24 protein-coding genes are annotated in these 26,548 nt (G+C 61.8%); 13 read left to right on the top strand and 11 right to left on the bottom strand.

Annotation, left to right across the window (positions count from 1 at the left end):
* Positions 1 to 10: 10 nt before the first annotated feature.
* Positions 11 to 919, bottom strand: coding sequence for a LysR family transcriptional regulator (locus tag SM763_RS18870; RefSeq protein WP_368999416.1), 909 nt, complete (start codon positions 917 to 919; stop codon positions 11 to 13).
* A 501-nt stretch (positions 920 to 1,420) separates the two neighbouring features.
* Between SM763_RS18870 and SM763_RS18875 the strand changes: the two genes are divergently transcribed.
* Positions 1,421 to 1,990 (top strand): hypothetical protein, encoded by a 570-nt coding sequence (locus SM763_RS18875; protein WP_368999417.1) that lies wholly within the window; start codon positions 1,421 to 1,423, stop codon positions 1,988 to 1,990.
* A gap of 43 nt (positions 1,991 to 2,033) precedes the next feature.
* Complete coding sequence (locus SM763_RS18880; RefSeq protein ID WP_065272784.1) at positions 2,034 to 3,863, top strand: methyl-accepting chemotaxis protein; 1,830 nt, start codon at positions 2,034 to 2,036, stop codon at positions 3,861 to 3,863.
* A 99-nt stretch (positions 3,864 to 3,962) separates the two neighbouring features.
* Here SM763_RS18880 and dacB read toward each other — a convergent pair whose 3' ends face one another.
* On the bottom strand, positions 3,963 to 5,447 hold the full coding sequence (gene dacB / locus SM763_RS18885) for a D-alanyl-D-alanine carboxypeptidase/D-alanyl-D-alanine endopeptidase (protein ID WP_368999418.1): 1,485 nt from the start codon (positions 5,445 to 5,447) through the stop codon (positions 3,963 to 3,965).
* Between the two features lie 13 nt (positions 5,448 to 5,460).
* Positions 5,461 to 5,667, bottom strand: coding sequence for a hypothetical protein (locus SM763_RS18890; protein WP_368999419.1), 207 nt, complete (start codon positions 5,665 to 5,667; stop codon positions 5,461 to 5,463).
* A gap of 23 nt (positions 5,668 to 5,690) precedes the next feature.
* Here SM763_RS18890 and SM763_RS18895 point away from each other — a divergent pair, with 23 nt between their 5' ends.
* Entirely contained in the window at positions 5,691 to 6,368 is a 678-nt protein-coding gene (locus SM763_RS18895) for a DMT family transporter (RefSeq protein ID WP_368999420.1), read from the top strand.
* Here SM763_RS18895 and SM763_RS18900 read toward each other — a convergent pair.
* Positions 6,357 to 6,962, bottom strand: a complete 606-nt coding sequence (locus tag SM763_RS18900; protein WP_368999421.1) for a nicotinate-nucleotide adenylyltransferase — start codon at positions 6,960 to 6,962, stop codon at positions 6,357 to 6,359. The genes SM763_RS18895 and SM763_RS18900 overlap by 12 nt on opposite strands.
* Positions 6,963 to 7,200: 238 nt before the next feature.
* Here SM763_RS18900 and ettA point away from each other — a divergent pair, with 238 nt between their 5' ends.
* Both ettA and SM763_RS18910 read left to right on the top strand, forming a co-directional pair.
* The gene (ettA, locus tag SM763_RS18905; protein ID WP_368999422.1) at positions 7,201 to 8,856 is read left to right on the top strand and encodes an energy-dependent translational throttle protein EttA; all 1,656 of its coding nucleotides are present in this window, start codon (positions 7,201 to 7,203) and stop codon (positions 8,854 to 8,856) included.
* A 360-nt stretch (positions 8,857 to 9,216) separates the two neighbouring features.
* A complete protein-coding gene (locus SM763_RS18910; RefSeq protein WP_065272780.1) occupies positions 9,217 to 9,426 on the top strand; it encodes a hypothetical protein in 210 nt (69 codons plus the stop codon).
* A 41-nt stretch (positions 9,427 to 9,467) separates the two neighbouring features.
* Here the strand turns inward: SM763_RS18910 and trxC are convergent, their stop codons facing one another.
* A complete protein-coding gene (trxC, locus tag SM763_RS18915; protein WP_274831238.1) occupies positions 9,468 to 9,899 on the bottom strand; it encodes a thioredoxin TrxC in 432 nt (143 codons plus the stop codon).
* 236 nt (positions 9,900 to 10,135) lie between these two features.
* Here trxC and SM763_RS18920 point away from each other — a divergent pair, with 236 nt between their 5' ends.
* Together SM763_RS18920 and SM763_RS18925 are read left to right on the top strand one after the other, a co-directional pair.
* Positions 10,136 to 10,687 (top strand): L,D-transpeptidase, encoded by a 552-nt coding sequence (locus SM763_RS18920; protein ID WP_065272778.1) that lies wholly within the window; start codon positions 10,136 to 10,138, stop codon positions 10,685 to 10,687.
* Between the two features lie 230 nt (positions 10,688 to 10,917).
* Positions 10,918 to 11,124, top strand: a complete 207-nt coding sequence (locus SM763_RS18925) for a cold-shock protein (RefSeq protein WP_065272777.1) — start codon at positions 10,918 to 10,920, stop codon at positions 11,122 to 11,124.
* A gap of 97 nt (positions 11,125 to 11,221) precedes the next feature.
* Here SM763_RS18925 and SM763_RS18930 read toward each other — a convergent pair whose 3' ends face one another.
* Positions 11,222 to 11,863 carry an arylesterase gene (locus SM763_RS18930; RefSeq protein WP_368999423.1) on the bottom strand — a complete coding sequence of 214 codons (642 nt, stop codon included), beginning with the start codon at positions 11,861 to 11,863 and terminating at the stop codon, positions 11,222 to 11,224.
* A gap of 49 nt (positions 11,864 to 11,912) precedes the next feature.
* Here SM763_RS18930 and SM763_RS18935 point away from each other — a divergent pair, with 49 nt between their 5' ends.
* Positions 11,913 to 12,620 (top strand): ABC transporter ATP-binding protein, encoded by a 708-nt coding sequence (locus SM763_RS18935; RefSeq protein ID WP_368999424.1) that lies wholly within the window; start codon positions 11,913 to 11,915, stop codon positions 12,618 to 12,620.
* Complete coding sequence (locus tag SM763_RS18940; RefSeq protein ID WP_368999425.1) at positions 12,617 to 15,142, top strand: ABC transporter permease; 2,526 nt, start codon at positions 12,617 to 12,619, stop codon at positions 15,140 to 15,142. The genes SM763_RS18935 and SM763_RS18940 overlap by 4 nt, the downstream gene beginning before the upstream one ends.
* 33 nt (positions 15,143 to 15,175) lie before the next feature.
* Here SM763_RS18940 and SM763_RS18945 read toward each other — a convergent pair whose 3' ends face one another.
* Complete coding sequence (locus tag SM763_RS18945; RefSeq protein WP_368999426.1) at positions 15,176 to 15,622, bottom strand: RrF2 family transcriptional regulator; 447 nt, start codon at positions 15,620 to 15,622, stop codon at positions 15,176 to 15,178.
* An 89-nt stretch (positions 15,623 to 15,711) separates the two neighbouring features.
* Here SM763_RS18945 and SM763_RS18950 point away from each other — a divergent pair, with 89 nt between their 5' ends.
* Together SM763_RS18950 and SM763_RS18955 are read left to right on the top strand one after the other, a co-directional pair.
* Complete coding sequence (locus SM763_RS18950) at positions 15,712 to 16,290, top strand: gamma-glutamylcyclotransferase family protein (RefSeq protein ID WP_368999427.1); 579 nt, start codon at positions 15,712 to 15,714, stop codon at positions 16,288 to 16,290.
* Entirely contained in the window at positions 16,287 to 17,462 is a 1,176-nt protein-coding gene (locus SM763_RS18955; RefSeq protein WP_274839484.1) for a DUF2254 domain-containing protein, read from the top strand. Before SM763_RS18950 ends, SM763_RS18955 begins: the two co-directional genes overlap by 4 nt.
* 103 nt (positions 17,463 to 17,565) lie before the next feature.
* On the opposite strand, the gene gltX is transcribed toward SM763_RS18955, so the two are convergent.
* Entirely contained in the window at positions 17,566 to 18,891 is a 1,326-nt protein-coding gene (gene gltX, locus SM763_RS18960; RefSeq protein ID WP_368999428.1) for a glutamate--tRNA ligase, read from the bottom strand.
* A gap of 250 nt (positions 18,892 to 19,141) precedes the next feature.
* Here gltX and SM763_RS18965 point away from each other — a divergent pair, with 250 nt between their 5' ends.
* Positions 19,142 to 20,074: an MBL fold metallo-hydrolase gene (locus tag SM763_RS18965; protein WP_274867098.1), complete on the top strand. Its 933-nt coding sequence runs from the start codon at positions 19,142 to 19,144 to the stop codon at positions 20,072 to 20,074.
* 17 nt (positions 20,075 to 20,091) lie between these two features.
* Here SM763_RS18965 and SM763_RS18970 read toward each other — a convergent pair whose 3' ends face one another.
* Together SM763_RS18970 and SM763_RS18975 are read right to left on the bottom strand one after the other, a co-directional pair.
* Positions 20,092 to 21,441 (bottom strand): NAD(P)/FAD-dependent oxidoreductase, encoded by a 1,350-nt coding sequence (locus SM763_RS18970; RefSeq protein ID WP_274836370.1) that lies wholly within the window; start codon positions 21,439 to 21,441, stop codon positions 20,092 to 20,094.
* 157 nt (positions 21,442 to 21,598) lie between these two features.
* Complete coding sequence (locus tag SM763_RS18975; protein WP_368999429.1) at positions 21,599 to 23,257, bottom strand: NAD+ synthase; 1,659 nt, start codon at positions 23,255 to 23,257, stop codon at positions 21,599 to 21,601.
* 211 nt (positions 23,258 to 23,468) lie between these two features.
* Here SM763_RS18975 and SM763_RS18980 point away from each other — a divergent pair, with 211 nt between their 5' ends.
* A complete protein-coding gene (locus tag SM763_RS18980; protein ID WP_368999430.1) occupies positions 23,469 to 24,914 on the top strand; it encodes a 2-isopropylmalate synthase in 1,446 nt (481 codons plus the stop codon).
* A 24-nt stretch (positions 24,915 to 24,938) separates the two neighbouring features.
* On the opposite strand, the gene SM763_RS18985 is transcribed toward SM763_RS18980, so the two are convergent.
* Positions 24,939 to 26,465 (bottom strand): cryptochrome/photolyase family protein, encoded by a 1,527-nt coding sequence (locus SM763_RS18985; RefSeq protein ID WP_368999431.1) that lies wholly within the window; start codon positions 26,463 to 26,465, stop codon positions 24,939 to 24,941.
* Between the last annotated feature and the right edge of the window lie 83 nt (positions 26,466 to 26,548).

Here is a 26,548-nt window from a genome sequence, read left to right on the forward strand (position 1 = left end):
TAACGAAGACTTATTGTTCAAAGGCGGCAACCACGTCCCTCAGCGCCCGGACCGTGGTCAGCTCGGGCTGGCGGTCCAGCGTGGCCATGCAGATCGGCCGCGCCTGTTCCGGCGCCTCCAGCCGCAGCACCCGGGTTCCTTCGATCGGGCCCAGCGCATCGGCCAGCGCTTGCGGCAGGATGGTAGCCACAAGCCCCTCACGCGCCATAATAATAGCGGACATAAAGCCGCTGGATTCCGACAAGACCTCGGGCCGCAGCCCCTGCTCGGCAAAGATCCAGTCCAGAATACGCCGGTTCTGCATCGATTGATCCAAGAGGCTCAGCGGCAGTTCAGCAGCCTGTGCCCAGCTGATTTCACCGGCGCCCGCGCCCGTCTGCAGAGCGATCTGCGCCACCAAGCGGACCGGCGCCAGAACCACATAGCGTTCATCGTAAAGCGGCTGCCTGATCACAAGATTTTGTTCGATGGAGTCCATATACGTGAGCCCCGCATCCAGCGTTCCCTCGAATAGACGCTGCTGGATGGCCGCCGAAGACATCACGTTGATTCGAGCTAGAATGCGCGGGTGGGCTTGTTGCAGCCGATTGACCAACCGCGCCGCGAAACTGGTGGCCGTCGGCACCACACCCAGATCCAGCGTGCCAGTAACCTGCCCGCGGGCCGCCGCGATCTCCTGCTCCAGCGCCCGGGCGTCATCTAGCAGCGACCGGCCCCGCGCCACGATCAGCTCGCCTTCGCCTGTCAAACCCTGAAACCGGTTGCCGCGCCGCACGATGGACACGCCCAACTTGTCCTCCAGGTTGCGGATCCGCATCGAGAAGGCAGGCTGCGACATGCCGCATTCTTGTGCAGCTTTGGCGAAATGCTGGTGTCGGGCCAGCGCCGTCAGCAGTTGTAGGTCTTTGAGCTCAATCATGCGGTGACATTAGGGGCTTGCAGAGTGCAACTTCAATGCCGCGCGGTTCGGTCCAGATCACAATGACTTTTCCAATAATCGAAAGCTCGCGATGCCTGACATAGGCAGAATGCGATGCCATGAATGGAATCGGCGGGTAGCCGCCCCTGTGCCGTCAATATTCAACCATCAAAAACGCCATGAAAACCGCGAGATAACACTTACAATTTTAAGCTTGTTATCTCCAATGCCCGCCTGCACACGCTTCCCTTCCCCCTGTTTCAAGGCTGTGTCTTCCTTACTGCGCCCTGTCACACAATCGTGATTTTGAATGTAATTCAGAGGCTTGCTGCATTTCGCAGGAACGCCCCTGACCAGTCGCTGCAACGCAGAATTTCCCTTCAAAACCTGGCCCAAAGGCCGCCCGGGACCCTCACTGCACCGTTAATTCATCCGTAAACCCTTGGACCTAGCGTCGATCATGGTCTGCATCCCGACCTAAATCACAGCAAAGAGTATCCAATGCGTATAGTTACCTGTTCCGCCCTGTTTTCCCTTGTTCTGTCGCCCGTCTGGGCCAACGACTTTGAGCCAAGCATGAAAGCGTATCTGGAAAATAGCATCCGTGACTGGGCAACCGCCCCGGTTCTGATTGATGCCATCAACGGGCAAAACGCCCGAACTTCCGGCTATTCGCAGGCTCAGATCGATGCCATGGACACAGCTTGGCGCGCCGAAGTGGGGACCGCCTCCACACCGACGATCACGCCTGTGCTGGAGAATGCCGCCGCCGACTTCCTGCGCGAGCAGGTGGTAAAATCGGGTGGCCAGATCACCGAAGTTTTCGTCATGGATGCCCATGGGCTGAACGTGGCTTCCTCGGCGGCGACCTCTGACATGTGGCAAGGCGACGAGGCCAAGTTCCAGCAGACCTACCCCGTCGGCCCGGATGCCGCGCACTTCGGGGATGTCGAGCTTGATGCATCTACCCAAAGCTATCAGGCGCAAATCTCGCTTACCATTGTGGATCCCGCAACCGGCGCTCCGATCGGGGCAATGACGGTGGCTGTTGACGCTGAATCGCTGATGTAATCCAGCGCGTTCCACGCACTGCAAAAGATCGAAAGGTGCACAAATGAAAGTCCGTCTTCCCTCGATATCCCTGTTCAAAGGCATGTCGGTATTCATGAAATGCTGCCTGTTGATCGCGGCAACCACTCTGGTGGTAGCCGGATCGCTGACCTACAAGAACGAGAAGACCTTCAAGGCCGCCGTTGAAAAGGGCGTCCGCACGCTGGGCAGCGGGGTCACAATCACCGTGGCAGCCCGCAGTGGCGGCGCCATCCGGTTTGGGGACTCGGACCGGCTGTCGGCTGATATCGAGAAACTGATCGAACTGTCCGATGGCCGCGCCCTGGCAGGGGTTGCCGTAAACAAGGATGGCAAGGTCGTTGCAACCGGTGGAGAAATCAGCGAAGCCGACCTGGCAAAGCTGAGCGAGCTCGGCCATGCCTCGGCCCAGTCTGGTCAGACGGAAATGTCGGCGGACGGTTACTATGTTGCTGCTCCCGCGACGGCCGGGGCCGATGGATCCGTCATTGTGGGCTCTGTCGCAATGCTCTGGTCGCCCGAGGTGGCATTTGCCGAAGCCGCCTTTGACGAAATGATGTCCATGGTCTTCGCGATTGCCGCCTTTGTGATCATGTGTACACTATCGGTCTTTGCACTGCGCTCTATCCTGTCGCGCCCGCTCAGCAGCGTCACCAAGTCGATCGACGTGATTGCCGACGGCGATTACGACACCGAAGTCAGCCACCTGGACCGCCGCGACGAAATCGGCCGGATTGCCCAGACGCTGGATCATTTGAAGTCCCAACTGGCCGCCGCCCGTGAGGTGGAAGAGCAGCGCAAGGTGGCCCAGGCTGAGCAGAAAAAGGTCGTCGAAACGTTGAACGTGGCGCTGCAGGACATGTCCGAAGGCGATCTGAGCAAGACCATCGACACGCCCTTTGCCACCGAATACGAAAGCCTGCGCCAGAACTACAATGCCACCGTGGAAAAGATGGTCGGCATCATCGACGCAGTGATCGACAATTCGACCCGCATCCGGGAAAACTCCGAGGAAATCAGCCAGTCGTCCAGCGATCTGTCGCAGCGCACCGAAAGCCAAGCGGCCACGCTGGAGGAGACTGCAGCGGCCATGGAAGAGCTGACCGTCAGCGTCCGCTCGGCCGCCGATGGCGCCAAGGAAGTTGAAACCATCGTGACCGAGGCGAAATCCACCGCCGAGCAAAGCGGCAAGGTGGTGACCGATGCGGTCAACGCGATGTCCCAGATCGAAACCTCTTCCGAAAAGATCTCGCAGATCATCTCGGTCATTGACGATATCTCCTTCCAGACCAACCTTCTGGCGCTGAACGCCGGGGTGGAAGCCGCCCGTGCAGGCGAAGCAGGCCGTGGCTTTGCCGTCGTTGCCTCGGAAGTACGTGCCCTGGCGCAGCGTTCCTCGGATGCTGCTCAGGAGATCAAGGGCCTCATCGCCGAAAGTTCCCAGCATGTGAACAAGGGCGTTGATCTTGTCGGCAAGGCCGGTGACGAGCTGAAGAAGATCATCGACCGCGTCGGCACCATCTCCGGCCATATCTCCGAGATCGCCGGCGGCGCGCGGGAACAGTCGACAACACTGGCCGAGATCAACACCGGCGTCACCCAGCTGGATCAGGTCACCCAGCACAACGCCGCCATGGTCGAAGAGGCAACCGCCGCAGCCCAGATCCTGCGCAACGATGCCAACGAACTGGCCCGGCATGTCTCGGTCTTCAACACCGGGGGCGGTCGTCGCCCCGTGGCCAGCATCGCAACGATGCCCGCGCCTTCGGCCCACCCGGCACCCGGCAGCGAGAACGACGATTTCTTTGCGGACGAGCCGCCTGCGAAAGTGGCGGTAGGCTGGGAAGACTTCTGATCCCTGCCCACTCCTCAAGGATAAAAAAACGCGGCCCAATAGGGGCCGCGTTTTTCATTGTAAGCGGGACACCATCGGCCTTTTGGGAAGGCCCCAGTGTCAACTTCCGTAAACGCTGCCCCAGCGCTCGATCAGCATCTGTTGCAGCGCTTTCGCCTTGCGGTTCCATCCACGCGCGCCTGGCGGGCGCTCGCGGTCGGCGCGTTTGATCCGTGACCGGGCCGTGGTGTTAGCAGCAAAGATCGCAAAGGCCAGCTCGGTACCGTCGGCAGCCGTCATGAAACCGCCCAGCCCCGAGACGAAATTCAGGGTCCCGGTCTTGGCCAGCACCTTGATGGGATGAGATTTCAAGACCCGCCCTTTGCGGTCCCGCATCGGAAACGGTTTCAGCAGGGGCTTCAGCTGCCCTGCCCCATGGGCCGCGATCAGCACCGTGACCAGATCATCCGGCGTCATCCGCGAGGCATCGCCAAGGCCCGAATGATCCACCAACCGGCTGTCTTTCATACCGTATTTACGCGCTGCCCAATCGCTCATCTGGGCAGCGGACTGCCGCAGCGATCCGGGACGATTACCCGCTGCTGCTGTCGCCGACATGCCGATCATTTCAGCCATCAGATTGTTGGAATACTTCAGCATCGCCTTCAGCATCACACTCAGCGGCGGGCTCTGATGCTGGGCCAGAACCTGCGTCTGCGGCAGGCTCTGCGTGACCTTGGCCTTGCGCAGGGCAATACCGTGCGACCGCGCCAGGGTCCGGAACACATCCCCTGCATATTCCGCCGGACGCCGCACCGGCAACCAGCGCGAACCACCATTGCCCAGCGCCTGACTGGCCACTGTCCATGTATCGGCGCCGCCCCGGTCCGCATAGGTATAGACCGGCAGGGCGCGGTTCTTCACCGCCATGCGCGCCATGGCAACTTCGGGGCGGTATTTCTCGGTGCGGGCATCCATGCTGACGGACCAGCCCTTGGCCCCGCGTTTCCATTCGAAATGAACACGGTTGAAATTGAGCGCGATGCCAGACACCGCCGGGCTGTAACCCACGTGATCCGGCTGCTCCGGATCGATCGACTGCACCTGTGGCAAGGCGCCATCCCAGACTTTGAAATCGCCACGCACCTCACGCAGGCCCGCGGCCTTCATGCTACGCGCCAGCTGCGCAAGATGGTCGGTGTTCAGCATCGGATCGCCGCCACCAGCAAGGATAAGATCACCATGCAGCACGCCACTGCGGATCTGGCCTGCGGCCAGAATATGGGTGGTAAACCGGTGTTCAGCCCCCAGCACATCCAGCGAATAAAGCGCCGTCAGGGTTTTTGCGACGCTGGCCGGCGGCAGCCCGGCCGCGCCCGCTTGCGATTCAAGCCGCGCCCCGGTTTTGACATCCGCCACCGCGCAGGCAACCTTGCCCTGCAGGCCAGAGCCCGCAAGCACCGTCTCCAGATCCGCCACCGCCGCAGCGGTCCGTTCTTGTGTCCGAGCTACAGGACGCAGGGACACTGTCGGCGCATTGGCCCAGCTTGCAGATCCAGCTAGCGCCGCCATCCCGGCGCCAAGGAATTTTCGTCGCGATATCATATCTGTCAGTGTCTTATAAAAACTGCCAAACGACAAACCCGGGCGGCTTTTTCTGTTTCGCCTCCGTGCCCTGCCTGCTACCGCTGGCCCCCATGTTCCAAGCAGTCACTATCATGTTCATCGCCATGTCAATGATCCCCGCCGGGGATCTTTGCGGGAAGTTATTGACCAGCAGCGGTCTGGCAACACCCGGGTTCGTGGCCTGGTCGCGTTTTGCCATCGGTGCGCTGCTGGTGCTGCCCTTTGCCCCCCCGGGGCAGCCTGCGGCTGCTGAAGGATTGGCGGATCTGGCTGCGCGCGAGCCTCATCACCGGCGGCATCCTGTCGATCCAGACGGCCCTGCAGACCGAGGCGATCGCCGATGTCTTTGCCGCCTTCTTCATCGGGCCGGTGATCAGCTATGTATTGTCCGTGACCCTTTTGCGGGAAAGTACCACGCCGCTGCGCGCAATCCTGATGGGCGCGGGCTTTTGCGGTGTGCTTCTGGTGGTCCGCCCCGGCTTCGGTGGCTCGGCCAATCTGATGTATGCGGTTCTGGCGGGCTGTTTCTACGGCTGTTTCCTGACGGCGTCGCGCTGGCTGGCCCATATCGGCAAACCGGTCGAGTTGAGCTTCACCCAGCTCCTACTCAGCGCGCTGTTCCTGTTGCCGCTTGGCCTTTCGAACCTGCCCGAGGTGACCCTGTCCACCGCCGCGCTGACCGTCGGAAGCGCGACCTTCTCAATGCTGGGTAACCTATTGCTGCTCTATGCCTATAGCCGGAGCGAGGCCTCGCGTCTCGCGCCCACGGTGTATTTCCAGCTGATCGCGGCGGTGCTGCTGGGCTGGGCTGTCTTCGGCCAGTTGCCGGACCTTCTAACATGGGCCGGGCTTCTGGTGGTGATCAGCGCCGGGATTGCCTCGGCCAGCCTACGACGCTGACCAGTCCCCTCGTGCGCGGATTTCCGTCGAACTGGTATCGACCATGGGCACATTGAGGAAACACCAGGCAGGAGTCTCGGCCCCGGCCAGCAGGTGGCTCTGGCTGCTTTTCAGCCGGTATTGCCCATAGATCTTCGCAGCCGGAGACAGCCGCGCCGAGATCCGGTCGCCGGGACGCGCCAGCACCCCGACCGGCACCGTCTCAAGGATCTCTCGCCAGTCCTTCCAGCGGTGAAAATGGGTGAGGTTGTCCGCCCCCATCAGCCAAACAAATCGCACGCCGGGATAACGCGACCGCAGATGCCGCAGGGTCTCCGCCGTGTAACGCGTGCCAAGGCGCGCCTCGATATCGCTGATCTCGATCCGCGGATGCTGCATCATCTCCCGCGCCGCCGCGACCCGCCGCTCCAGCGTGGCCGGGGCACGGGATTTGAGAGGATTACCGGGCGACACCAGCCAGAGCATCCGATCCAGCCCAAGCCGTTTCAGCGCCGCAAGACTGATCTGCACATGCCCCCGATGCGGCGGATCAAAGGAGCCGCCAAGCAGCCCCACGCGCATGCCGGGCCGAAGATATGGAAATCCACAGGTCATGGCCGCTTGATGCGCATAGTTCTGCGGGGAAATCAATTGGCTGCGCCCCTCGGTTCGGACGCGGGTCCTTCCCAGGTGAGGCAAACCGCGCATTAGAGCGTTGCACTGATGGTTTATGCACACCTCCAAGATGCTGTGCGTGTCAGAGCCTCAGCCCCGCGCGCCTACCCGATTGCTCCTTCCCTGCCCATCCGCTATCACACCGGGCAGCGAATTTCCCCGATTATGGAGCAGTCACATGGCCGCCTATCAATACGTCTACCACATGCAGGGAGTCTCCAAGACCTACCCCGGTGGCAAGAAATGCTTTGAAAACATCCACCTGTCCTTTCTGCCCGGCGTGAAGATCGGTGTCGTCGGCGTCAACGGCGCCGGTAAATCGACTCTGCTGCGCATCATGGCCGGGATCGACAAGGATTTCACCGGTGAGGCCTGGGCCGCAGAAGGCGCCAAAGTGGGCTATCTGCCGCAGGAACCGCAGCTGGACGAAAGCCTGTCGGTGCGTGAAAACGTCATGCTGGGTGTTGCGGAAAAGAAAGCCATTCTGGACCGTTACAACGAACTGGCCATGAATTACTCGGATGAGACCGCCGAGGAAATGGCCAAGCTGCAGGACGAGATCGACGCCCAGAACCTCTGGGATCTGGACAGCCAGATTGACGTGTCGATGGAGGCGCTGCGCTGCCCGCCGGATGACGCAGATGTGAAAACCCTCTCGGGCGGTGAAAAACGCCGGGTCGCCCTGTGCAAACTGCTGCTCGAAGCGCCGGACATGCTGCTGCTTGACGAACCGACCAACCACCTGGACGCCGAAACCATCGCCTGGCTGCAACAGCACCTCATTGATTACAAAGGCACAATCCTCTGCGTCACCCACGACCGTTATTTCCTCGATGACATCACCAGCTGGATTCTGGAGCTGGACCGCGGCGCCGGTGTGCCTTGGGAAGGCAACTATTCTAGCTGGCTGGAGCAGAAGGCCAAACGGCTGGAGCAGGAAGCCCGCGAAGACAAATCCAAGCAGAAAACGCTGGAGCGCGAACTGGAATGGATGCGTCAGGGACAAAAGGCACGCCAGGCCAAATCCAAGGCCCGTATCGCAGCCTATAACGAGATGGCGAACCAGTCCGAACGCGAAAAGGTCGGCCGCGCCCAGATCGTCATCCCCAATGGTCCGCGCCTTGGCTCCAAGGTGATCGAGGTCCATGGTCTGTCCAAACACTATGGCGACAAGCAGCTGATCGAAGGGCTGGATTTCTCGCTGCCCCCGGGTGGCATCGTCGGCGTGATCGGCCCCAACGGCGCCGGTAAATCAACCCTGTTCCGCATGCTGACCGGGCAGGAGCAGCCCGACGATGGCAGCGTCGAATTCGGCGATACGGTAAAGCTTTCCTACGTCGATCAGTCGCGCGATGATCTCAATGACAATGAAACCGTCTGGGAAGCGATCTCTGGCGGCGCCGAGGTCATCGAACTGGGCGATGCACAGGTGAACTCGCGCGCCTATTGCTCCTCCTTCAACTTCAAGGGCGGCGATCAGCAGAAAAAGCTGAACCTGCTATCCGGTGGTGAGCGCAACCGCGTGCACATGGCCCGGCTGCTGAAAGAAGGCGGCAACGTGCTGCTGCTCGACGAACCGACCAACGATCTGGACGTGGAAACCCTGCGCGCGCTCGAAGACGCGCTGGTGGATTTCGCGGGCTGCGCGGTTGTCATCTCGCACGACCGTTTCTTCCTCGACCGGATCTGTACCCACATCCTGGCCTTTGAAGGCGATGCGCATGTGGAGTGGTTCGAGGGCAACTTCGAAGATTACGAAGAAGACAAGAAACGCCGCCTTGGCGCCGACGCGCTGGAACCCAAGCGCCTGAAGCACAAGAAGTTTGTGCGCTAAACCTCGGCCGGGTCTGTCAATATGGCAGGCCCGGGTCTGACCTTGGGGAGGTGCGAAAGCGCCTTCCCACGGGGAAGGTCAGGCGTGGGCCGTGCGGCTCGCACCCACGTCCCGTAGGACAGATCACAACTGGTACACTTCAAGGACTGACATCTGCGAAGAGCTCCGCCCATTTAAGCCTTAGACAGTCCCACAGACAGTTTGCCCCCGCGGGAACCGACCCGACCTGCCGTGGAATTTTCACAGCGTCGCCGCAGACCCATCCAGATTTAAACAAAATCTTAAGAACTATTGTCTGTAGTGAAAGACACGGGCTGAGGTATCTTCCTTTCGTCGATCCACCCGGAAACAGGAGAAGACATGGCACTTGCAGGCATCATGATGGGAACGCTGACCGGTTTCTTCTCGGCGCTGTTCAGCCTTGTTGTACTGGGCCATTCCGTCTGGACCAGCCTTCTGGTCTACTCCGGCGTCGGCATTGCAACAGCGCTGGTGCTGACGATCGCGGTGCTGTTGCGCAATCTTGCTGATGCACCGCACCTGACTGACGAGGCGACGGCCGAGGCTTGAACGCTGCGTCCAGCCTCGAACGCAGCCCGCTTAGGCGACCGTTACGCCGGGCTTTGCACCCACCCCACAATCTGACCTTCGCTTAGCGCGCCTGACTGGCGTTTGCTCTCGCGGCCACGCTCAAAGGCGACCATGGTCGGAATACCGCGAATCCGATAGCGCGCCCCGGTGGACTGGTGATCCTGGGTGTTCAGCTTCACCAGCCGCGCCTTGCCCGCCAGTTTTTTCGACGCCTTGGAGAATTCCGGCGCCATCATCCGGCAGGGGCCGCACCAGGGCGCCCAGAAATCCACCACCAGCGGCAGGTCGTCATTCTTGGCCGCCTTTTGCAGGATGGCCGGATCGATATCCAGCGGCGCATCCGGGATCAGAGCCGCGCCACAGGTGCCGCACTTGGCGCCTGCGGTCAGTTTCTCCTCGGGCACCCGATTCAGTTGGGCGCAGGACAGGCAGGTCAGGGTTTTGGCTCCCATGACAGGATCCTCCTCAAAAGGGGTCTGGCGCAGAGGGCGCTGCGCCTCTGCTAAAATATTCAAAATTCCATATAGGAATGAAACCGTCCCCAGCAAGAGGCGCACATGCACTGTCAATCACTGCCTCAGGTCATTGTGATCACACCTCTGACTGCATGCTTCCCGCCCCCATTGACGCAAATTCAGCACCAGATCAAAATATTGATCTGTAACGTTCCATAGTAAATGAGGCCGATATGATTTCACGCCGCCTGTTTCTCGCCAGTTCCGCCCTCGCCGCGACCCTTCCTGGTTTTGCCGCTGCTGAGGGTGCTTTCGATCCGACTCCTCAGGTCGTGAGAATCAAGAAAGAATTCGCCCCCGGGCAAATTCTGGTCCTGCCCCGGTCCTATTACCTCTATTTCGTGACAGAGCCCCGCAAGGCGATCCGTTATGGGGTCGGGGTCGGCCGGGCGGGCCTGGAATTCACCGGCAGCGCGGTGATCGAGGCCAAGAAGGAATGGCCCACCTGGCGGCCGACGCAGGAAATGATCGAGCGCAGCCCGCGCACCTACAGCCGGTTTGCAGGCAACAAGTACATCCAGCCGGGCGGACCCGATAACCCATTGGGCGCGCGGGCTCTTTACCTGTTTCAGAACGGCATCGACACCTATTTCCGCATCCATGGCACCAACCAGCCGGACACCATCGGGCATTCCGTTTCCAACGGCTGCATTCGCATGCTGAACGAACACGTGGTGGACCTTTACGAACGGGTTCCGCTGGGCACAGTCGTGACCGTTCTTTAGGCGCCGCGCGCATCGCAACAGGCGCATTTTAGCCACACAGCAAAAATCCCCACCAAGATAAGGCGCGCGTTTTTCTTGCGTGATGGGGGCAGGATGGCCAATGCTGTTACTGCGACGTTACGCGAATGACATTACTGTACGCCTTACAGGCACGGTCGTGACCATCTGCTGATGCGGCCGCCTGACCGCACCGGCGGTTAGACTGAGACTAGACTTTAGGAGTACAGACGATGGCCACAGGCACCGTCAAATGGTTCAACACAACCAAAGGCTATGGATTTATTGCCCCCGATGCGGGCGGCAAAGACGTATTTGTTCACATTTCAGCGGTTGAACGCTCGGGCCTGACCGGCCTCGCAGACAACCAAAAAGTATCCTACGAGCTGCAACCGGGCCGTGATGGCCGCGAGTCGGCCGTGGATCTTCAACTGCTCTGACTGCCGGGTAATTCCTCCGGACCAGCGCTACGATGCCGCAGCTCCCTGCTTGGGGGCTGCTTTCTCGGTCGTTCTTGCTGCAGTGTTAAGGGTCGGCTCAGCCCGAAACCCGTGCCACGAGTTGCAGCGCGACCGGACCTAGCGCCTCGATATTTTCCCGAACGCCTTCGGCATTTGGGTGGATATCGTCGTCCTGCATGAATTCTTGCGCCTTGGCAGGATCCCCTCCGACACGTTCAAAAATCCCGGCGAAGGCATCCGGGTGCAGCAGGGCACCGAACTCCTCGGCCAGATCCGGGTACACAGCGTTGAACGCGGCCCGATAATCGGGTCCATAGTTATTGGGCGCCCGCATGCCGACCAGCAGGACCTCGGTGTCGGCCTGTTCTGCGGCGCTCAGGATCTTGCTCAAATTGGCGCGCATTTCCTCGGCCGACAGGCCGCGCAGCAGATCGTTGCCGCCCAGAAGGACGATCAGAGCGTCGGGGTCATCCGCCAGCGTCCAGTCGATCCGCGCCGCCCCGCCCGCGCTCGTGTCCCCCGAAACGCCCGCGTTGGTGATCTCGACCTCGGCGCCGTGCGCCTGCAGCCAGTGTTCCAGCTGGGGCACGAATCCATCCCCCTGTGGCAGGCCATATCCCTGCACCAGACTGTCGCCAAACGCCGTGATCCGCACCGGTTCGGCCCAGGCCGCAGAGACACTGATCAGAAATCCGATTATCACCCATACCTTGCGCATTGTCACAATCGCTCCATATCCGAAAGAACACATTCAACAGGCCGCCTTTATGACAGATCAAAACCGCCCCGTTCTTCACCTCAAAGATGCGTCTTTGACCCTGAATGGCAATACCGGTCCCGTCCGTATTTTGCAGGACATCACCCTGGATGTGCACAAGGGCGAGACACTGGGCATGATCGGCGCCTCGGGATCGGGGAAATCCTCGCTCTTGATGCTGATGGGCGGGCTTGAACAAGCCACCGGTGGTACCATTACGGCACTGGGGCAGGATCTGACCGCGATGAACGAAGACGCGCTGGCCCATTTCCGCCGCGATCACATGGGGATCGTCTTTCAGAACTTTCACCTGATCCCAGCGATGACAGCGCTGGAAAACGTGGCGACCCCGCTGGAGCTGGCCGGGGTTACGGATGCCTTTGAACGCGCGCAGGCGGAGCTCGACGCTGTCGGTCTTGGCCACCGTTCAGGCCACTACCCGGCGCAGCTGTCCGGCGGCGAACAACAGCGGGTGGCGCTGGCCCGCGCCCTGGCGCCGCGCCCGGCGATCCTGCTGGCGGATGAACCCACCGGCAATCTGGACGAGGCCAACGGCGCCGCCGTGATGGACCTGCTATTTGGCCTGCGCGACCGTTACGGCGCCACGCTGATCATGGTCACCCATGCGCCGGAACTCGCCACCCGCTGCGACCGGGTCGTGCGACTGCGCGATGGGCATCTGCTGGATGATCGGGCCGCGCATGAGGCCGCGGAATGAAGTTTCCAGATCTTCGCCTCGCCTGGCGTTTTGCCCTGCGTGAGTTGCGCAGCGGGCTGAAGGGATTTCGCATTTTCCTGGCCTGCCTTGCGCTGGGCGTCGGGGTGATCGCCGCCATCGGATCAATCCGTGCCTCGATCGAGGCCGGGCTAACCCGCGAGGGTGCCACCATGCTGGGCGGCGATGCGGAAATGTCCTTTACCTACCGCTTTGCTAACGAGGAAGAGCGCGCCTGGATGGCCTCCATCGCTGAGCGCAGCTCGGAAATTGCCGACTTCCGCTCCATGGCAGTAGTGGGCGAGGAACGCGCGCTGACACAGGTGAAGGCGGTCGATGGGCTTTACCCGCTGACGGGGACCCTGCGCCTGTCGCCCGACATTCCGCTGGAAGACGCGCTGGCGGGATCGAACGGGGTGCCCGGCGGTCTGATGGAGCGGGTCCTGGCGGATCGTCTGGGCCTTGCGCCCGGGGATGTCTTCCGTCTTGGTACCCAGGATCTGCGCCTCGCGGCCATTATCGAAAACGAACCGGATGCGGCGGCATCCGGCTTCACCCTTGGTCCCCGCACCATTGTTGCCACTGACGCGCTGGCGCAGTCGGGTTTGCTAGAGCCAGGAACGCTTTATTCCTCGAAATACCGGCTTGATCTGCCCCCCGGTGCAAACCTTGAACAGCTGCAAGCTGCCGCCGAGGAGCGGTTTGCCAATTCCGGCATGCGCTGGCGCGATGCCCGCAATGGTGCCCCCGGCATCACCTCCTTTGTAGAGCGCCTGGGCGGGTTCCTGGTGCTGGTCGGCCTCTCCGGCCTCGCGGTGGGCGGTGTCGGCGTTTCGGCCGCCGTGCGTGCCTTTCTGGCGGGCAAGACCGAAACCATTGCCACCCTGCGCACCCTTGGCGCCGGGCGGCAGGTGATCTTTCTCACCTATTTCCTGCAAATCGGGGTGCTGGCGCTCTTGGGCATTGCCATGGGCATGGCGATCGGCGGGCTTGGACCGGTTCTGGTGGGGCCGCTGATCGCCGCGCAGCTGCCATTTCCCGCGATCTTCTCAGTCTACCCCGGCGCGCTGGCCGAGGCGGCGCTTTATGGTCTGCTGACCGCCTTCATCTTTGCGCTCTGGCCGCTGGCCCGGGCTGAGCGGATCCGCGCAGCGGCACTGTTCCGCGATGCCTTTGCCGGTGGCAGCAGCCTGCCCGCGCCCCGTTATGTGCTCGCAACCGCGCTGGCACTGGCGCTGCTGGTGGCCGCGGCGGCCCTGTTCAGCGGATCGGTGCGGCTGACGCTCTGGACCGCTGGCGGCCTGGGCGGGGCGCTGGCCGTCCTGATGGTGGCCGCGCTGATCCTTGGCGGTCTGGCCCGGCGCGCTGCGCGCATTGCCCGTGGACGCCCGGCCCTGCGATGGGCGCTAGCGGCGATTGGCACCTCCCGCGATGGCGCGGCTCCAGCCGTTCTGGCGCTGGGTCTTGGCCTGACTGTTCTGGCCGCCATCGGACAGATCGACGGCAATATGCGCCGCGCCATCACCGGCACCCTGCCAGATGTCGCGCCCTCCTATTTCTTCGTCGACATCCAGCGCGATCAGATGCCCGCCTTTCTAGATCGGGTCGAAGGTGACCCCGCCGTCAGCCGTATCGAAAGCGCGCCGATGCTGCGCGGGGTCGTGACTGGCATCAACGGTCAGCCCGCCAGCGAAGTCGCTGGAGATCACTGGGTGGTGCGCGGCGACCGTGGCCTCACCTACGCAGGCGCCAAGCCCGAAAACACCCAAGTCACTGCGGGGGAATGGTGGGGCGAAGACTACAACGGCCCGCCACAGATCAGCCTGGCCGAAGAAGAGGCCGGAGAGCTGGGCATTGCCATCGGCGACACCATGACGGTGAATGTACTGGGCCGCGACATCACCGCAACAGTCACCAGTTTCCGCTCGGTCGATTTTTCCACCGCCGGGATGGGTTTCGTGATTGCCATGAACGAATCCGCGCTGGCCGCTGCGCCGCACAGCTATATCGCCACCGTCTATGCCGAAGAGCAGGCCGAGGCGCAGATCCTGCGGGATCTGGCCCAGGAAATGCCGAATATCACCGCGATCCGGGTGCGCGATGCGGTGGACCGGGTGTCCGACATCCTGCGCCAGCTGGCAGCGGCGACTTCATACGGGGCGGCGGCAACTCTGCTGACCGGGTTCCTGGTGCTGCTTGGCACCGCAGCCGCCGGAGAACCCGCCCGCCGCTACGAGGCTGCTTTGCTGAAAACACTCGGGGCACCACGCGCGCAGATCCTGAAAAGCTTTGCGTTGCGCTCCATCATTCTGGGCGCAGGCGCGGGCATGGTGGCGCTGGCGGCAGGTATCGCCGGAGCCTGGGCAGTGAATTCCTATGTGTTTGAAACCAGCTACAGCATCATCTGGCCGAATGCGCTGGCCGTGGTCGGCGGCGGGATCCTGACGACACTGCTGGCAGGTCTTGCCTTCGCCTTGCGTCCGCTGGCGGCACGCCCGGCCCGCATTCTTCGCGCCCGAGATTGATCAGCTGCCCCGACAACGGGGCGGCAACTGCGATCACTGGGTGCAGGTAGCTGGTTGCAGCAAGCGCATCAGATCCGGATTGTCGCAGATCAGAGAATCCAATGAGACGTTGTCGAGGGATTCGTAAAAAGCCTGCGCCGCATCCGAAAGGGCCAGCCGCAGCCGACAGGCATCGACCAAGGGACAGGTGTTATCGGCGTCAGCAAAACATTCCACCATCGGCAGATCGCCTTCGATATGACGAAACACGTCACCGATCCGGATCTCTGTGGCGGTTCGCCCCAGGCTCATACCGCCATTGCGGCCCCGCTGGGTGTGCAGGTAGCCAAGCTGGCTCAGCTGATTGATCACCTGCGCCAAATGATTTTCTGATATATTGCAGGACTCTGCGATCTCTGATTTGGTCACCAACCGGTCAGCATTGGCCGCACAGTACATCAGCAACCGGACGGCAATATTCGTCCTCTTTGTAATTCGCATCGTTCTGCACCCCTCAAAACATGCAGATTACAGTATATATTTTTTCAGCGCCCGATTTGACATAGATCAAATGGCAAGGAGGACCCGAGATGACCCAGACCGCTCCGTATTTCTTCGGATATGGCAGCCTCGTGAACACGGCGACCCACGATTACAGCGATCCGCGCCCTGCCCGACTGAGTGGCTGGCGCCGCACCTGGGCACATACCGATCTGCGCGACGTGGCCTTTCTGACCGCCAAACCGGCGCCGGGCGATAGCATCGACGGGCTGATCGCTGCTGTTCCCGGCGCGGATTGGGCGGCGCTTGATGAACGCGAGTACGCCTATGACCGGGTTCTCGCTTCGCAAGCGGTGGGCCACGACCTGCCCGGCGCGCCGGAAATCTCGGTCTACGCGGTTCCGGCTGAGCGCCAAGCACCGGGGTCGAACCGCCATCCGATCCTGCTGAGCTATCTTGACGTGGTGCTTCAGGGATACCTGCAGGTCTTTGGCCGCGAAGGCGTGATCGACTTTGTCGCGACCACCGATGGCTGGGACGCGCCTATTCTGGATGACCGCGACGCGCCCCGTTATCCGCGCCACCAACCCACCACCGCGCAAGAACGCAGCCTGTTTGACGATCTGATCGCATCAACCGGCGCCCGCAGACTGCGCCCTGCGTCATGATCTCGAAAACACTGCTCTATTTCCAGCGCCTGACGCGCCAGCTGTGGCTGAGGGTGGTTCTGATCTCGCTCTGCTCCGTGCTCGCTCTGGCATTGGCGCCGCTTCTGACCCCCATGCTGCCTGAGGGGCTGAGCAACCGGTTCGGGCGTGACGCAGTCCTGCCGATCCTGACCATTCTTGCCTCTGGCATGCTGGCGGTAACGACCTTTTCGCTCAACGTCATGGTCAGCGCCTACCGGACCGCCTCTTCGATGTCCACGCCGCGGGTCTACCGACTGCTGCTCGAAGACACGGTCACGCAAAGCGTTCTTGCCACTTTTGTCGGCGGGTTCGTCTATTCGCTGTGCGCGATCATCCTGTTCCGGGCCAAGGTCTACGCGCCTGAATCCGCCATTGTCGTCTTTGCCATGACCATCTTTGTCGTGGCACTGATCGTCATCGCCATCCTGCGGTGGATCGACCACTTGTCGGGACTTGGCAGCATGGACCACACCCTGCGTCTCATTGAAACCCGTAGCCGTACCAGCCTGAAACAGCAGGCAAAACGCCCCTGCCTAGGGGGCAAACCCGCTGACAGCGATGAACAGCCAGAGGGCGCCCTGCCCATTCCGGCCCGGCGCAGTGGTTTCGTGCGTTTTGCCGATATGGCGCGTCTGAACGAGATCGCCGCCGAGGCAGGCGCGCATATCACCATGCACCGCGCCCCGGGTGATTTTGTCCTGCGCGGCCGCCCTGTCGCTTGGGCAGAAAGCGGCGATGAGAGCCTCTGCAAGGAAGCCGCAAAGGCCATTGAAATCGGCGATGTACGCAGTTTCGATCAGGATCCGGTTTTTGGCCTGACGCTGCTGGCCGAGACCGCGCAAAAGGCCCTGTCGCCCGGGGTCAACGACCCTGGCACCGCAATTGAGGTGATGGGACGGCTGGAACGCCTGCTGTGGGAAACGCTCCCCGAAGATCCGACCGAGGATGACTGCATGTTTGAACATGTCAGTATGGTGCCAGTATCGCCCAAGCTTTTGCTGGACAGCAGCTTTGCCCCGATTGCCCATTGCGGCAAGGAGGACCCTTTCGTGATGAAATGGATGCAGCAAGCGCTGACTGCCCTCGCCTCGCATCCGAACAGGGAACTGGCGAATTCCGCTACCGACATGGGCAAAGAGCTGAAAGCATAGCCCTAGATCTGCTGGAACGACTGGCCTTCAAAGAAAAAGACGGCCCGGAAACCGGACCGTCTTTTTTATCTGGTCAATCAGGCGCAGGTCGCACCCCGGCCTCTCAGCCCTTGGCGCGGACCTTCTCCATCAGCGCCAGAAGGGCACTCATGTCGGGGCCGCGTTCCATGCCCGTGACTGCGTGGCGCAGCGGCATGAAGAGGGATTTGCCCTTGCGGCCGGTCGCCTCTTTCACCGCAGCGGTCCAGCTGCCCCAGGTGGTGGCGTCATACGGGCCATCAGGAAGCAGCGCCATCGCCTCGGCAATGAAGTCCTTGTCTTCATCCGCGATCAGCGGCTCAGCCCCGTCGCGGCACAGCGTCCACCAGCCTTCAAGGTCTTTCAGCGTGGTGATGTTTTCCTTGGCCATATCCCAGAAGGCGGCCTGTTTTTCCGCCGGAACACCCAGCGCCTCGACCTGCTCCTGGACGGCTTCCAGCGGCAGGCTCTGCAGATAGCGCCCGGTGAGCGGGAACAGATCCTCAACGTCGAATTTCGTCGGCGCGGCGCCAAAACGGTTGATGTCGAAGCCCTCGATCAGCTCGGCCATCTCGCTGCGCAACTCGACCGGGTCAGAGGAGCCCAGCCGCGCCATCAGGCTCAGCAACGCCATCGGCTGCACGCCCTGTTCGCGCAGATCGCGCAGCGCCAGCGTGCCAAGACGTTTCGACAGCGCCTCACCCTGCGGACCGGTCAGCAGCGAGTGATGAGCAAATTCCGGCACCTTGCCGCCCAGTGCCTCGATGATCTGGATCTGGGTCGCGGTATTGGTCACGTGATCCGATCCACGCACCACGTGGGTGACGCCAAATTCCGTGTCATCCACGACCGAGGCCAGCGTATACAGGAACTGCCCGTCGCCACGGATCAGAACCGGATCCGAAACCGAGGCCGCGTCGATCGAAATATCGCCAAGGATACCATCGTTCCATTCGATGCGCTGGTGGTCCAGCTTGAACCGCCACACACCATCGCCGCGCTCGGCGCGCAGGGCGGCTTTTTCATCTTCAGACAGCTCCAGCGCAGCGCGGTCATAGACCGGCGGCTTGCCCATGTTCAGCTGCTTCTTGCGCTTCAGGTCCAATTCGGTCGGCGTCTCGAAAGCTTCGTAGAACCGGCCCATCTCGCGCAGCTTGTCAGCCGCTTCATGGTAGCGGTCCAGCCGTTCAGACTGGCGTTCGATCCGGTCCCAGCCAAGACCCAGCCACTCCAGATCCTGCTTGATCGCATCGACATATTCTTCCTTAGACCGCTCGGGGTCAGTGTCGTCGATGCGCAGGATGAACGTGCCGCCAGCCTTGCGGGCGATCAGGTAATTCATCAGCGCGGTGCGCAGGTTACCCACATGGATATAGCCGGTGGGCGACGGAGCAAAACGGGTGGTGGTCATGAATGGTCTCCTGTTGCTGTGCCCCATCTCACATGGAACGGGTTTTGTCCAGTTTTGGCACCCATAGCGCCCTCTCCTTTCGGTTTGGTGTCTTTGCTGGGGCCAAAGCGGGATTTGCCGCCGCAGATCCTCGAAAACCGACACGATCCCGTGACCTCGCGCTGCGCGTACCTTGTCCCCCGCCAAAAAGCCCTATCTCGACCCCAAAGACCGCATAACAAGTGCCAACCAACACAGAGGAGACCAGAATATGACCGTAAAGATGTCCCGCCGCAGCGTGCTGACCGGCGCAACCGCCCTCCCCCTGGCCGCGACCGTCACGCCCGCCTTGGCAGAGGGCCACGCGGCCATGGCACCGGCCACCCACGCTCGCAGTTTCAAGCTGGGCGATTTCACCGTGACGACCCTGCTGGACGGCAGCCTGCCTCGCGACGGCGCCAAGGCGATTTTCGGCGGCGGTGCAACGGACGAGGAATTCGCCGAAGTCTCGGCCCAGAACTTTATCCCCGCCGAAATGGCGCAGTTCTTTTTCACCCCCACGCTTGTCGATACCGGCAAAGAAAAGATCCTCTTCGATACCGGGCTTGGTCAGGGCGGCATCCAGAAAGCCCTGGCAGAGGCAGGCGTCACCCCGGATCAGATCGATGTGGTCGTCATCACCCATATGCACCCCGACCACATCGGCGGCATGACCACCAGCGGCGCCGCGACCTTTGCCAATGCGCGCTATGTGACGGGGCGCACCGAGTATGATTTCTGGGCCAAGATGGACGCCGAAAACCGCGTTGCCGATCTGGTTTCCAAGAAGGTGACCCCGATGGCCGAAAAGATGACCTTTGTCGAGGACGGCGGCGAAGTAGCCTCTGGTATCACGGCGATGGCCGCTTTTGGCCATACGCCCGGTCACATGACCTATATGCTGGACAGCGGCGATCAACAGTTGCTGCTGACAGCGGATCTGGCCAACCATTATGTCTGGTCCTTCGCCCACCCGGAATGGGAGGTCCGGTTTGACATGGACAAGGCTGCTGCCACGGCATCGCGCCGCCGTATTCTGGATATGCTGTCCGCCACGCGCACGCCAATGATCGGCTATCACATGCCCTTCCCGGCAGCCGGTTTTGTCGAAACCCGTGGCGAGGGCTTCCGTTTTGTCCCGGTCAGCTATCAGATGATGGGCTGAGAATTGCGCCGCGCGCCTTAGCGGGCGGTGCCAATGACTTCGGGCGCGGGCACGGCTGTCCGCGCCTTTTTCGTGAACCGGCTCAGCGCAAAGGCGCGCGGGTCCACGATGGGCGCATCGCCCGTCACCAGATCTGCGGTCAGCCGCCCGGCAGCAGGGCCAATGCCAAAGCCATGGCCGGAATAGCCGGTCGAGACGAAAAGGCCCGGCAGATCGTCCACCTGCGAAATCACCGGAATGGCGTCCGGGGTCACATCAATCATGCCGCCCCAGCTTTGCACCACATCAGCAGACTGCAGGATAGGAAAGGCCTTTTGCGCCGCGGCCCAGCTGTTGCGGATCGCCTTTTGCGAGGGCGCGGGATCCAGCACCCGGCAGGTTTCGAACGGCGTGCGCTGATCCGGTGCCCAGCGCCGGTCCTGCCCCGCCTCGATCCGCCAACGGTCGGACAGGCGGAAGCGGAGGGAGCGCCATTCCTCCAAGAACGCCGGGAAAAACTTCAGTGCCAGCCGCAAGCTATCGGGAACGATGTCCACCACGTTTTCGGTGCCATCGGCGATGGAATAGCCACCATCGGCGCGCTTGCGCATGGCAAATCCGGCGGCCCACATGGCCGCCTCGGGACCGCCCTGCACCGCCGAGGTTCTCAGCACAGAATTCAACACCTTGAGCTGCGGCAGCGCCACACCCGCATTGCCAAGGAACAGCCGCGACCAGGCGCCGCCCGCAACCACCACGGCCGAACAGCCGACACGGCCGCGTTCGGTCATCACGCCGCTGACACGTCCAGCCTCGGTTTCGACGCTGCGCACGGCGCATTCGGTCATCACCTTGGCCCCGGCGGCCCGTGCAGCGCTGGCGATGGCATGGGTGGCCAGTTGCGGCTCGGCCCGGCCGTCTTCGGGCGTATACAGCGCCGCGATGATGCCGGTTTGGTGTCCCGGCATCAGCTCCGCCAGTTGCTCACCGCGCACCATCTGTGCCGGAATGTCATAGGGGGTCAGATGCTCTGCCCAGGCCGCCAGTTCGGCCTCGGCCCGCGCCCGTTCGGCAGTGAACAGAATACCGGATCGGGTATAGCCGGTGGGATGCCCGGTGCGGGCCTCCAGCCCAGGCCAGATTTCCATCGCCTTGGCCATCAGGGGCAATTCGCGTGGATCACGCTGCGAGATGCGCACCCAGCCCCAGTTGCGCGAGCTTTGCTCGGCACCGATCTGGCCCTTTTCACAAAGAAGAACGGAATATCCCCGCTCGGCCAATTCGAGAGCGGTCGTGGAGCCGATGATTCCCCCGCCGATGACAACTGCATCGACACGTTTGGGCAGGGCAAGATCAGCTTGGAAATGTGGCAGCTTAGGTCCAGGCATAAGAGGTCTATGCCGTGCCCCGCGCCCCTGGTCCATGGGGCAAGAGCGCTCTTTCATCCACCCCGTGCAAGCTGTGGCTTTTTCGCGTCAGCCCAGGCACGCGGGGGTATGGTTTTCCTGCCCCCGGACGCGCACTCTTGCTGGCAAATACGCCGGTTCAGCCCGGATCGCGCCAGCGGTTTGCAATCGGGTAACGCCGGTCCAGCCAGAAGGCGCGCGGCGTCAGGCGGGTGCCCGGAGCGGACTGGAAGCGCTTGTATTCACTGATATAAATCAAGTGCTCCACCCGTTTCGCCACATCGCGGTCAAACCCGGCAGCGACGCAATCGGCAATCGAGCCTTCCTCGTCCACCAGGATCGTGAGCAGCGCATCAAGCTCGGGGTAATCGGGCAGGCTGTCGCTGTCTTTCTGATCCTCACGCAGCTCGGCACTGGGGGGTTTGTCGATTACATTGGGGCGGATCACCTCGCCCGCCGGGCCCATCATCCAGGGCCGGTGATTGGCATTGCGCCAGCGGCAGGTTTCAAAGACGCGGGTTTTGTAGAGATCCTTGATCGGGTTGTAGCCGCCGTTCATATCGCCATAGATCGTGGCATACCCCACCGCGACCTCGGACTTATTGCCGGTGGTCAGCAGCATCTCACCAAACTTGTTCGACATGGCCATCAGCAGAAGACCGCGTAGGCGGGACTGGATGTTTTCCTCGGTGATGTCGGCATCGCGCCCTTCGAACAGCGGCGCCAGCGTGTTGGTGATGGCGGCCCGCCCTTCGCTGATCGGCACATAGTCGTAATGCACGCCCAGCGCCTTGGCGACGGCTTCGGCATCTTCCAGGGATTCCGCGCTGGTATATTCCGAGGGCAGCATCACGCAGCGCACATTTTCGGCCCCGATGGCATCGACGGCAATGGCAGCGACAATGGCCGAATCCACCCCACCGGACAGACCCAGAAGCGCCTTTTTGAACCCGGTCTTGGCCATGTAATCGCGCAGGGATTCGACCATGGCACGGTAGTCCTGCTCCCATTCATCGGGGAAATGCGCTTTCTCGCCCTCGACCGCGCGCCAGCCTTCGTCGGTGCGTTCAAGATCCAGCTGGGTCACCGCCTCGTCATAAAGCGGCATCTGCAGCGCCAGCGCGCCGCCAGGGTTCAGCACGAAACTGCCACCGTCAAAGATCTGATCGTCCTGCCCGCCAACCATATTGAGGTAGATGACCGGCAGATGGGTTTCGATGCAGCGCGCCACCATCATGTTATAGCGCACCTCCATCTTGCCGCGGAAATAGGGCGAACCGTTCGGGATCAGCAGGAACTCGGCGCCGGTCTCTGCAAGCGTCTCGGCCACGTCTTCGTGCCAGCCATCCTCGCAGATCGGGCTGCCGATGCGGGTATCGTCAATCGCATAAGGCCCACCCAGCGGCCCGGCATCAAAGACGCGAACCTCGTCAAAGACGGTTTCATTGGGCAGGTGGTGTTTCAGGATGCGCGATGCGATCCGCCCGTTCTTGAGGATCAGATAGGCATTATAGAGCTTGCCACCCTCGGCCCAGGGCGCGCCGATGGCCAGCGCGGGCCCGTCGGCACAATCCTGCGCAAGCTGTTCGGCAGCCGCCATGGCGGCGCGGTGGAACACCGGCTTCATTACCAGATCCTGGGTGTTATAGCCGGTCAGGAACATTTCGGGCAGCGCCACAAGCTGCGCACCGGCCTTGCGACCTTCCTCCCAGGCCGCGTGGGCCTTGGCCGCATTGCCCGCAATATCGCCGACCGTCGGGTTCAGCTGCGCCAGAGAGATACGGAAACGGTCTGCCATGGTGGTCGTGCCCTTCGCAAAACTTCTTCTCAGCCGTTTACCAGATCCCCGGCCAAGGGAAAGAGTGCAGGCCGCAAAAGACATTGCGACAGGCCGCCCTGTCGCATAGTTTCGCAGCTGAGATGCAACATCAGGCGGTGTTCCATCCGCAGACTGGCACCGCGCCCGGCCCATTGGTCCGGCGCAGAACTAAAGGGCAGGCAGAAGTTTCATGACCCGTTTCGGCTCCGTATTCGTGATTTCAGCAGCTATGGCGCTGGCCTCTCCCCTGCAGGCGCAGGACGGTCAGGTCCTCACCACGCAGGATGAAATCGGCGGCGAATACGAAGGCACCTTTCGCGGCGGCCTGCAGCATGGCACCGGCACCTACCGGCTTCCCAATGGTTATGAGTATTCCGGCAACTGGGTCGATGGCGAAATCCGCGGTCAGGGCGTGGCGCGCTATCCAAATGGCGCCGTCTACGAAGGCGAGTTCGCCAAGGGCAAACCCGAGGGGCTCGGCAAGATCACCTTTGCCGATGGCGGCACCTATGAAGGCGAATGGACCGATGGTCTGATCAGTGGTCAGGGCATCGCGGTCTACGCCAATGGCGCGCGCTACGAAGGCAGCTTTGTCAACGGCCAGCACCATGGCAAGGGCGTGATGCGCAATCCCGGCGGTTATGAATACGCTGGCGACTGGGTGGAGGGCCGCAAGGAAGGCGAAGGCAAGATCGTCTATCCTGACGGTGCAACCTACGAAGGTGGGATCGCAGACGGTCTGTTGCATGGCACCGGCACGCTGACCATGCCCGACGGGCTGATCTACGAAGGCGACTGGGCCAACAACCAGATGCACGGCACCGGCAAGCTGACCCAGCCCAACGGCGACGTCTACGAAGGACCGCTGGAAAACGGCCGCAGGCAGGGCATCGGCAAACAGACCCACGCCAATGGCGACGTCTATGTGGGCGAATTCCAGGATGACCTTCGCCATGGCACCGGCACTTTCACCAAGACCGATGGCTACGTCTACGAGGGCGAATGGCTGGCGGGCCAGATCGAGGGCACGGGCAAGGTGACCTATCCTGACGGCTCGGTCTACGTGGGGGAATTCCGCGATGATCTGGCTGATGGCACAGGTAAGATCACCTATCCCGATGGCTCGACCTATGAAGGCGACTGGATCGCCGGTGTCATCGAAGGCACCGGCACCGCCACCTATCCTAACGGCGTGACCTACACCGGCGGCTTCAAGAACGCCCGCAACCATGGTCAGGGCGTGATGACCTATGCCAGCGGATACCGCTATGAAGGTGAATGGCAGGACGGGCAGCGCCACGGTCAGGCCAAGGTCACATATGCGGATGGATCGGTCTACACCGGGCAATTTGCCAACAGCCAGCGCCACGGCAATGGCCGGATCGAGATGCCCGGCGGCTTTGTCTACGAAGGCGACTGGCAGGAAGGCAAGATCACCGGCGAAGGTGTTGCCACCTATGCCAATGGCGACGTCTACGAAGGCAGCTTCGTCAACGGCAAGCGGCAGGGCCCCGGCAAGATGCGTTATGCCACTGGTCAGGAAACCGACGGTGACTGGCAGAATGGCGCCTTGGTGACCGAAACTACTGAAACGGACGCCGCTGCGGACGACAACGCCGCCAGCACCGACAACTGATTCAGCGGCGGCCTGCCCTTCGGGTCAGACCGTATCGCCCGCTTCCAGCCGGGCCAAAAAGGAGTCAGCCTCTTCCAGAATCTGCGCGCGCTTCTCCGCATCCATCCGGTCCCAGCTGCGATACATGTTGCCCATGCGCGGATTTGCCGAGAACCGCTCCCGGTGTCGGTCGAGGAAATGCCAGTAGAGCAGGTTGAACGGACAGGCGCCCTCTCCCACCTTGCGGCTGACGGAATAGGTGCAGGATTTACAGTAATCCGACATGCGATTGATATAGGCGCCGCTGGAGACATAGGGTTTGGAACCCACGATACCGCCATCGGCAAACTGGCTCATCCCGACGGTATTAGGCGCCTCGACCCACTCAAAAGCATCGGCATAGACTGCCAGATACCATTCGTGCACCGCCTGCGGATCAATCCCGGCCAGAAGCGCGAAATTGCCGGTCACCATCAGCCGCTGGATATGATGGGCATAGGCCTCTTCCCGGGTCTGCGATACCGCCTGTGACAGGCAGTGCATGCCCGTCTCAGCGCCCCAGTAAAGCGGCGGCAGCGCGCGATCATGGCCCAGCACATTGCGCTGCGGATAGTCCTCCCCTTCGAGGAAATAGATCCCACGCACGAATTCGCGCCAGCCAAGGATCTGCCGAATGAACCCTTCGGCGGCGTTGAGCGGCACATCACCTGCTTTCCACGCCTCTTCGGCCGCGACGCACAGCTCCATCGGATGCAACAGACCGATATTGAGATAAGGCGACAGCACCGAATGGTAGAGCCATTTCTGCCCTGTCATCATCGCATCCTGATAGTCCCCGAACAGTGGCAAGCCATGCCGGATGAAATGCGCCATTGCCCTCAGGGCATCGGCACGGGTGACCGCGAAATGGAACGGACGCAGATCGCCGAAGTGGTCCCCAAACCGCCGCTCGACAAGGTCCAGAACCTCTTCCGTCTCGTCATCCGGGGTGAACTGCGTGGGCCCTGGGGTCTTTATGTCCTTGGGCGGTGCCTTGCGGTTCTCCTGATCGTAGTTCCATTTGCCCCCAGCGGGGTTGTCACCCTCCATCAGCACTCCGGTCTTGCGCCGCATCTTGCGATAGAAATACTCCATGCGCAGTTGCTTGCGCCCCTCGGCCCAGTCGTTGAAATCAGCCCGCGTGGCAATGAACCGCGTATCCGGCTTGAGGCCGACCTTCAAAGGCAGAGACTGCAGATGCCGGATCAGCCGCCATTCCCCCGGCGTTGTGGCGATCACCTCATCAGCGCCGCTCTGGGCCGCCCGGCGCAGGATTTCCTCCGCGATGGAGCCGGTGTTGTCCGCATCGTCAAGCCGGGTATAGGCGACAGTCCAGCCCTCTGCCCGCAACTGCTCCGCAAACTTCCGCATCGCCGCGAGAATCAGCGCGATCTTCTTGGGATGGTGACGCACATAGGTACCTTCCTCGGCAACCTCGGCCATGACGATGATGTCGGTGTCCTTGTCCGCGACCTGCAGCGCCGACAGCGACAGGCTCAGTTGATCGCCAAGAATTAGGATGAGTTTTGCCATGTGTCCTGCCTCTGCCGCACCTTTTGCCTATGGCTCATCGCCAAGGCTCTGGCGCAGCTAGGAGGAATTTCCCACAAATCAAA

The organism is Pseudophaeobacter sp. C1-32P7 (genome assembly GCF_041008775.1).
Classification (GTDB): Bacteria; Pseudomonadota; Alphaproteobacteria; order Rhodobacterales; family Rhodobacteraceae; genus Phycobacter; species Phycobacter gallaeciensis_A.

Excerpts from the sequence above, each read along its gene's own strand:
- SM763_RS18975 (WP_368999429.1), bottom strand. The coding sequence starts at position 23,257 with ATGGCAGACCGTTTCCGTATCTCTCTGGCGCAGCTGAACCCGACGGTC.
- SM763_RS18925 (WP_065272777.1), top strand. The coding sequence starts at position 10,918 with ATGGCCACAGGCACCGTCAAATGGTTCAACACAACCAAAGGCTATGGA.
- SM763_RS18930 (WP_368999423.1), bottom strand. The coding sequence starts at position 11,863 with ATGCGCAAGGTATGGGTGATAATCGGATTTCTGATCAGTGTCTCTGCG.
- SM763_RS18980 (WP_368999430.1), top strand. The coding sequence starts at position 23,469 with ATGACCCGTTTCGGCTCCGTATTCGTGATTTCAGCAGCTATGGCGCTG.
- gltX (WP_368999428.1), bottom strand. The coding sequence starts at position 18,891 with ATGACCACCACCCGTTTTGCTCCGTCGCCCACCGGCTATATCCATGTG.
- SM763_RS18900 (WP_368999421.1), bottom strand. The coding sequence starts at position 6,962 with ATGACCTGTGGATTTCCATATCTTCGGCCCGGCATGCGCGTGGGGCTG.
- SM763_RS18985 (WP_368999431.1), bottom strand. The coding sequence starts at position 26,465 with ATGGCAAAACTCATCCTAATTCTTGGCGATCAACTGAGCCTGTCGCTG.
- trxC (WP_274831238.1), bottom strand. The coding sequence starts at position 9,899 with ATGGGAGCCAAAACCCTGACCTGCCTGTCCTGCGCCCAACTGAATCGG.
- SM763_RS18965 (WP_274867098.1), top strand. The coding sequence starts at position 19,142 with ATGACCGTAAAGATGTCCCGCCGCAGCGTGCTGACCGGCGCAACCGCC.
- ettA (WP_368999422.1), top strand. The coding sequence starts at position 7,201 with ATGGCCGCCTATCAATACGTCTACCACATGCAGGGAGTCTCCAAGACC.
- SM763_RS18950 (WP_368999427.1), top strand. The coding sequence starts at position 15,712 with ATGACCCAGACCGCTCCGTATTTCTTCGGATATGGCAGCCTCGTGAAC.
- SM763_RS18875 (WP_368999417.1), top strand. The coding sequence starts at position 1,421 with ATGCGTATAGTTACCTGTTCCGCCCTGTTTTCCCTTGTTCTGTCGCCC.
- SM763_RS18910 (WP_065272780.1), top strand. The coding sequence starts at position 9,217 with ATGGCACTTGCAGGCATCATGATGGGAACGCTGACCGGTTTCTTCTCG.
- SM763_RS18945 (WP_368999426.1), bottom strand. The coding sequence starts at position 15,622 with ATGCGAATTACAAAGAGGACGAATATTGCCGTCCGGTTGCTGATGTAC.
- SM763_RS18935 (WP_368999424.1), top strand. The coding sequence starts at position 11,913 with ATGACAGATCAAAACCGCCCCGTTCTTCACCTCAAAGATGCGTCTTTG.
- SM763_RS18880 (WP_065272784.1), top strand. The coding sequence starts at position 2,034 with ATGAAAGTCCGTCTTCCCTCGATATCCCTGTTCAAAGGCATGTCGGTA.
- SM763_RS18955 (WP_274839484.1), top strand. The coding sequence starts at position 16,287 with ATGATCTCGAAAACACTGCTCTATTTCCAGCGCCTGACGCGCCAGCTG.
- dacB (WP_368999418.1), bottom strand. The coding sequence starts at position 5,447 with ATGATATCGCGACGAAAATTCCTTGGCGCCGGGATGGCGGCGCTAGCT.
- SM763_RS18870 (WP_368999416.1), bottom strand. The coding sequence starts at position 919 with ATGATTGAGCTCAAAGACCTACAACTGCTGACGGCGCTGGCCCGACAC.
- SM763_RS18890 (WP_368999419.1), bottom strand. The coding sequence starts at position 5,667 with ATGGCAAAACGCGACCAGGCCACGAACCCGGGTGTTGCCAGACCGCTG.
- SM763_RS18940 (WP_368999425.1), top strand. The coding sequence starts at position 12,617 with ATGAAGTTTCCAGATCTTCGCCTCGCCTGGCGTTTTGCCCTGCGTGAG.
- SM763_RS18970 (WP_274836370.1), bottom strand. The coding sequence starts at position 21,441 with ATGCCTGGACCTAAGCTGCCACATTTCCAAGCTGATCTTGCCCTGCCC.
- SM763_RS18920 (WP_065272778.1), top strand. The coding sequence starts at position 10,136 with ATGATTTCACGCCGCCTGTTTCTCGCCAGTTCCGCCCTCGCCGCGACC.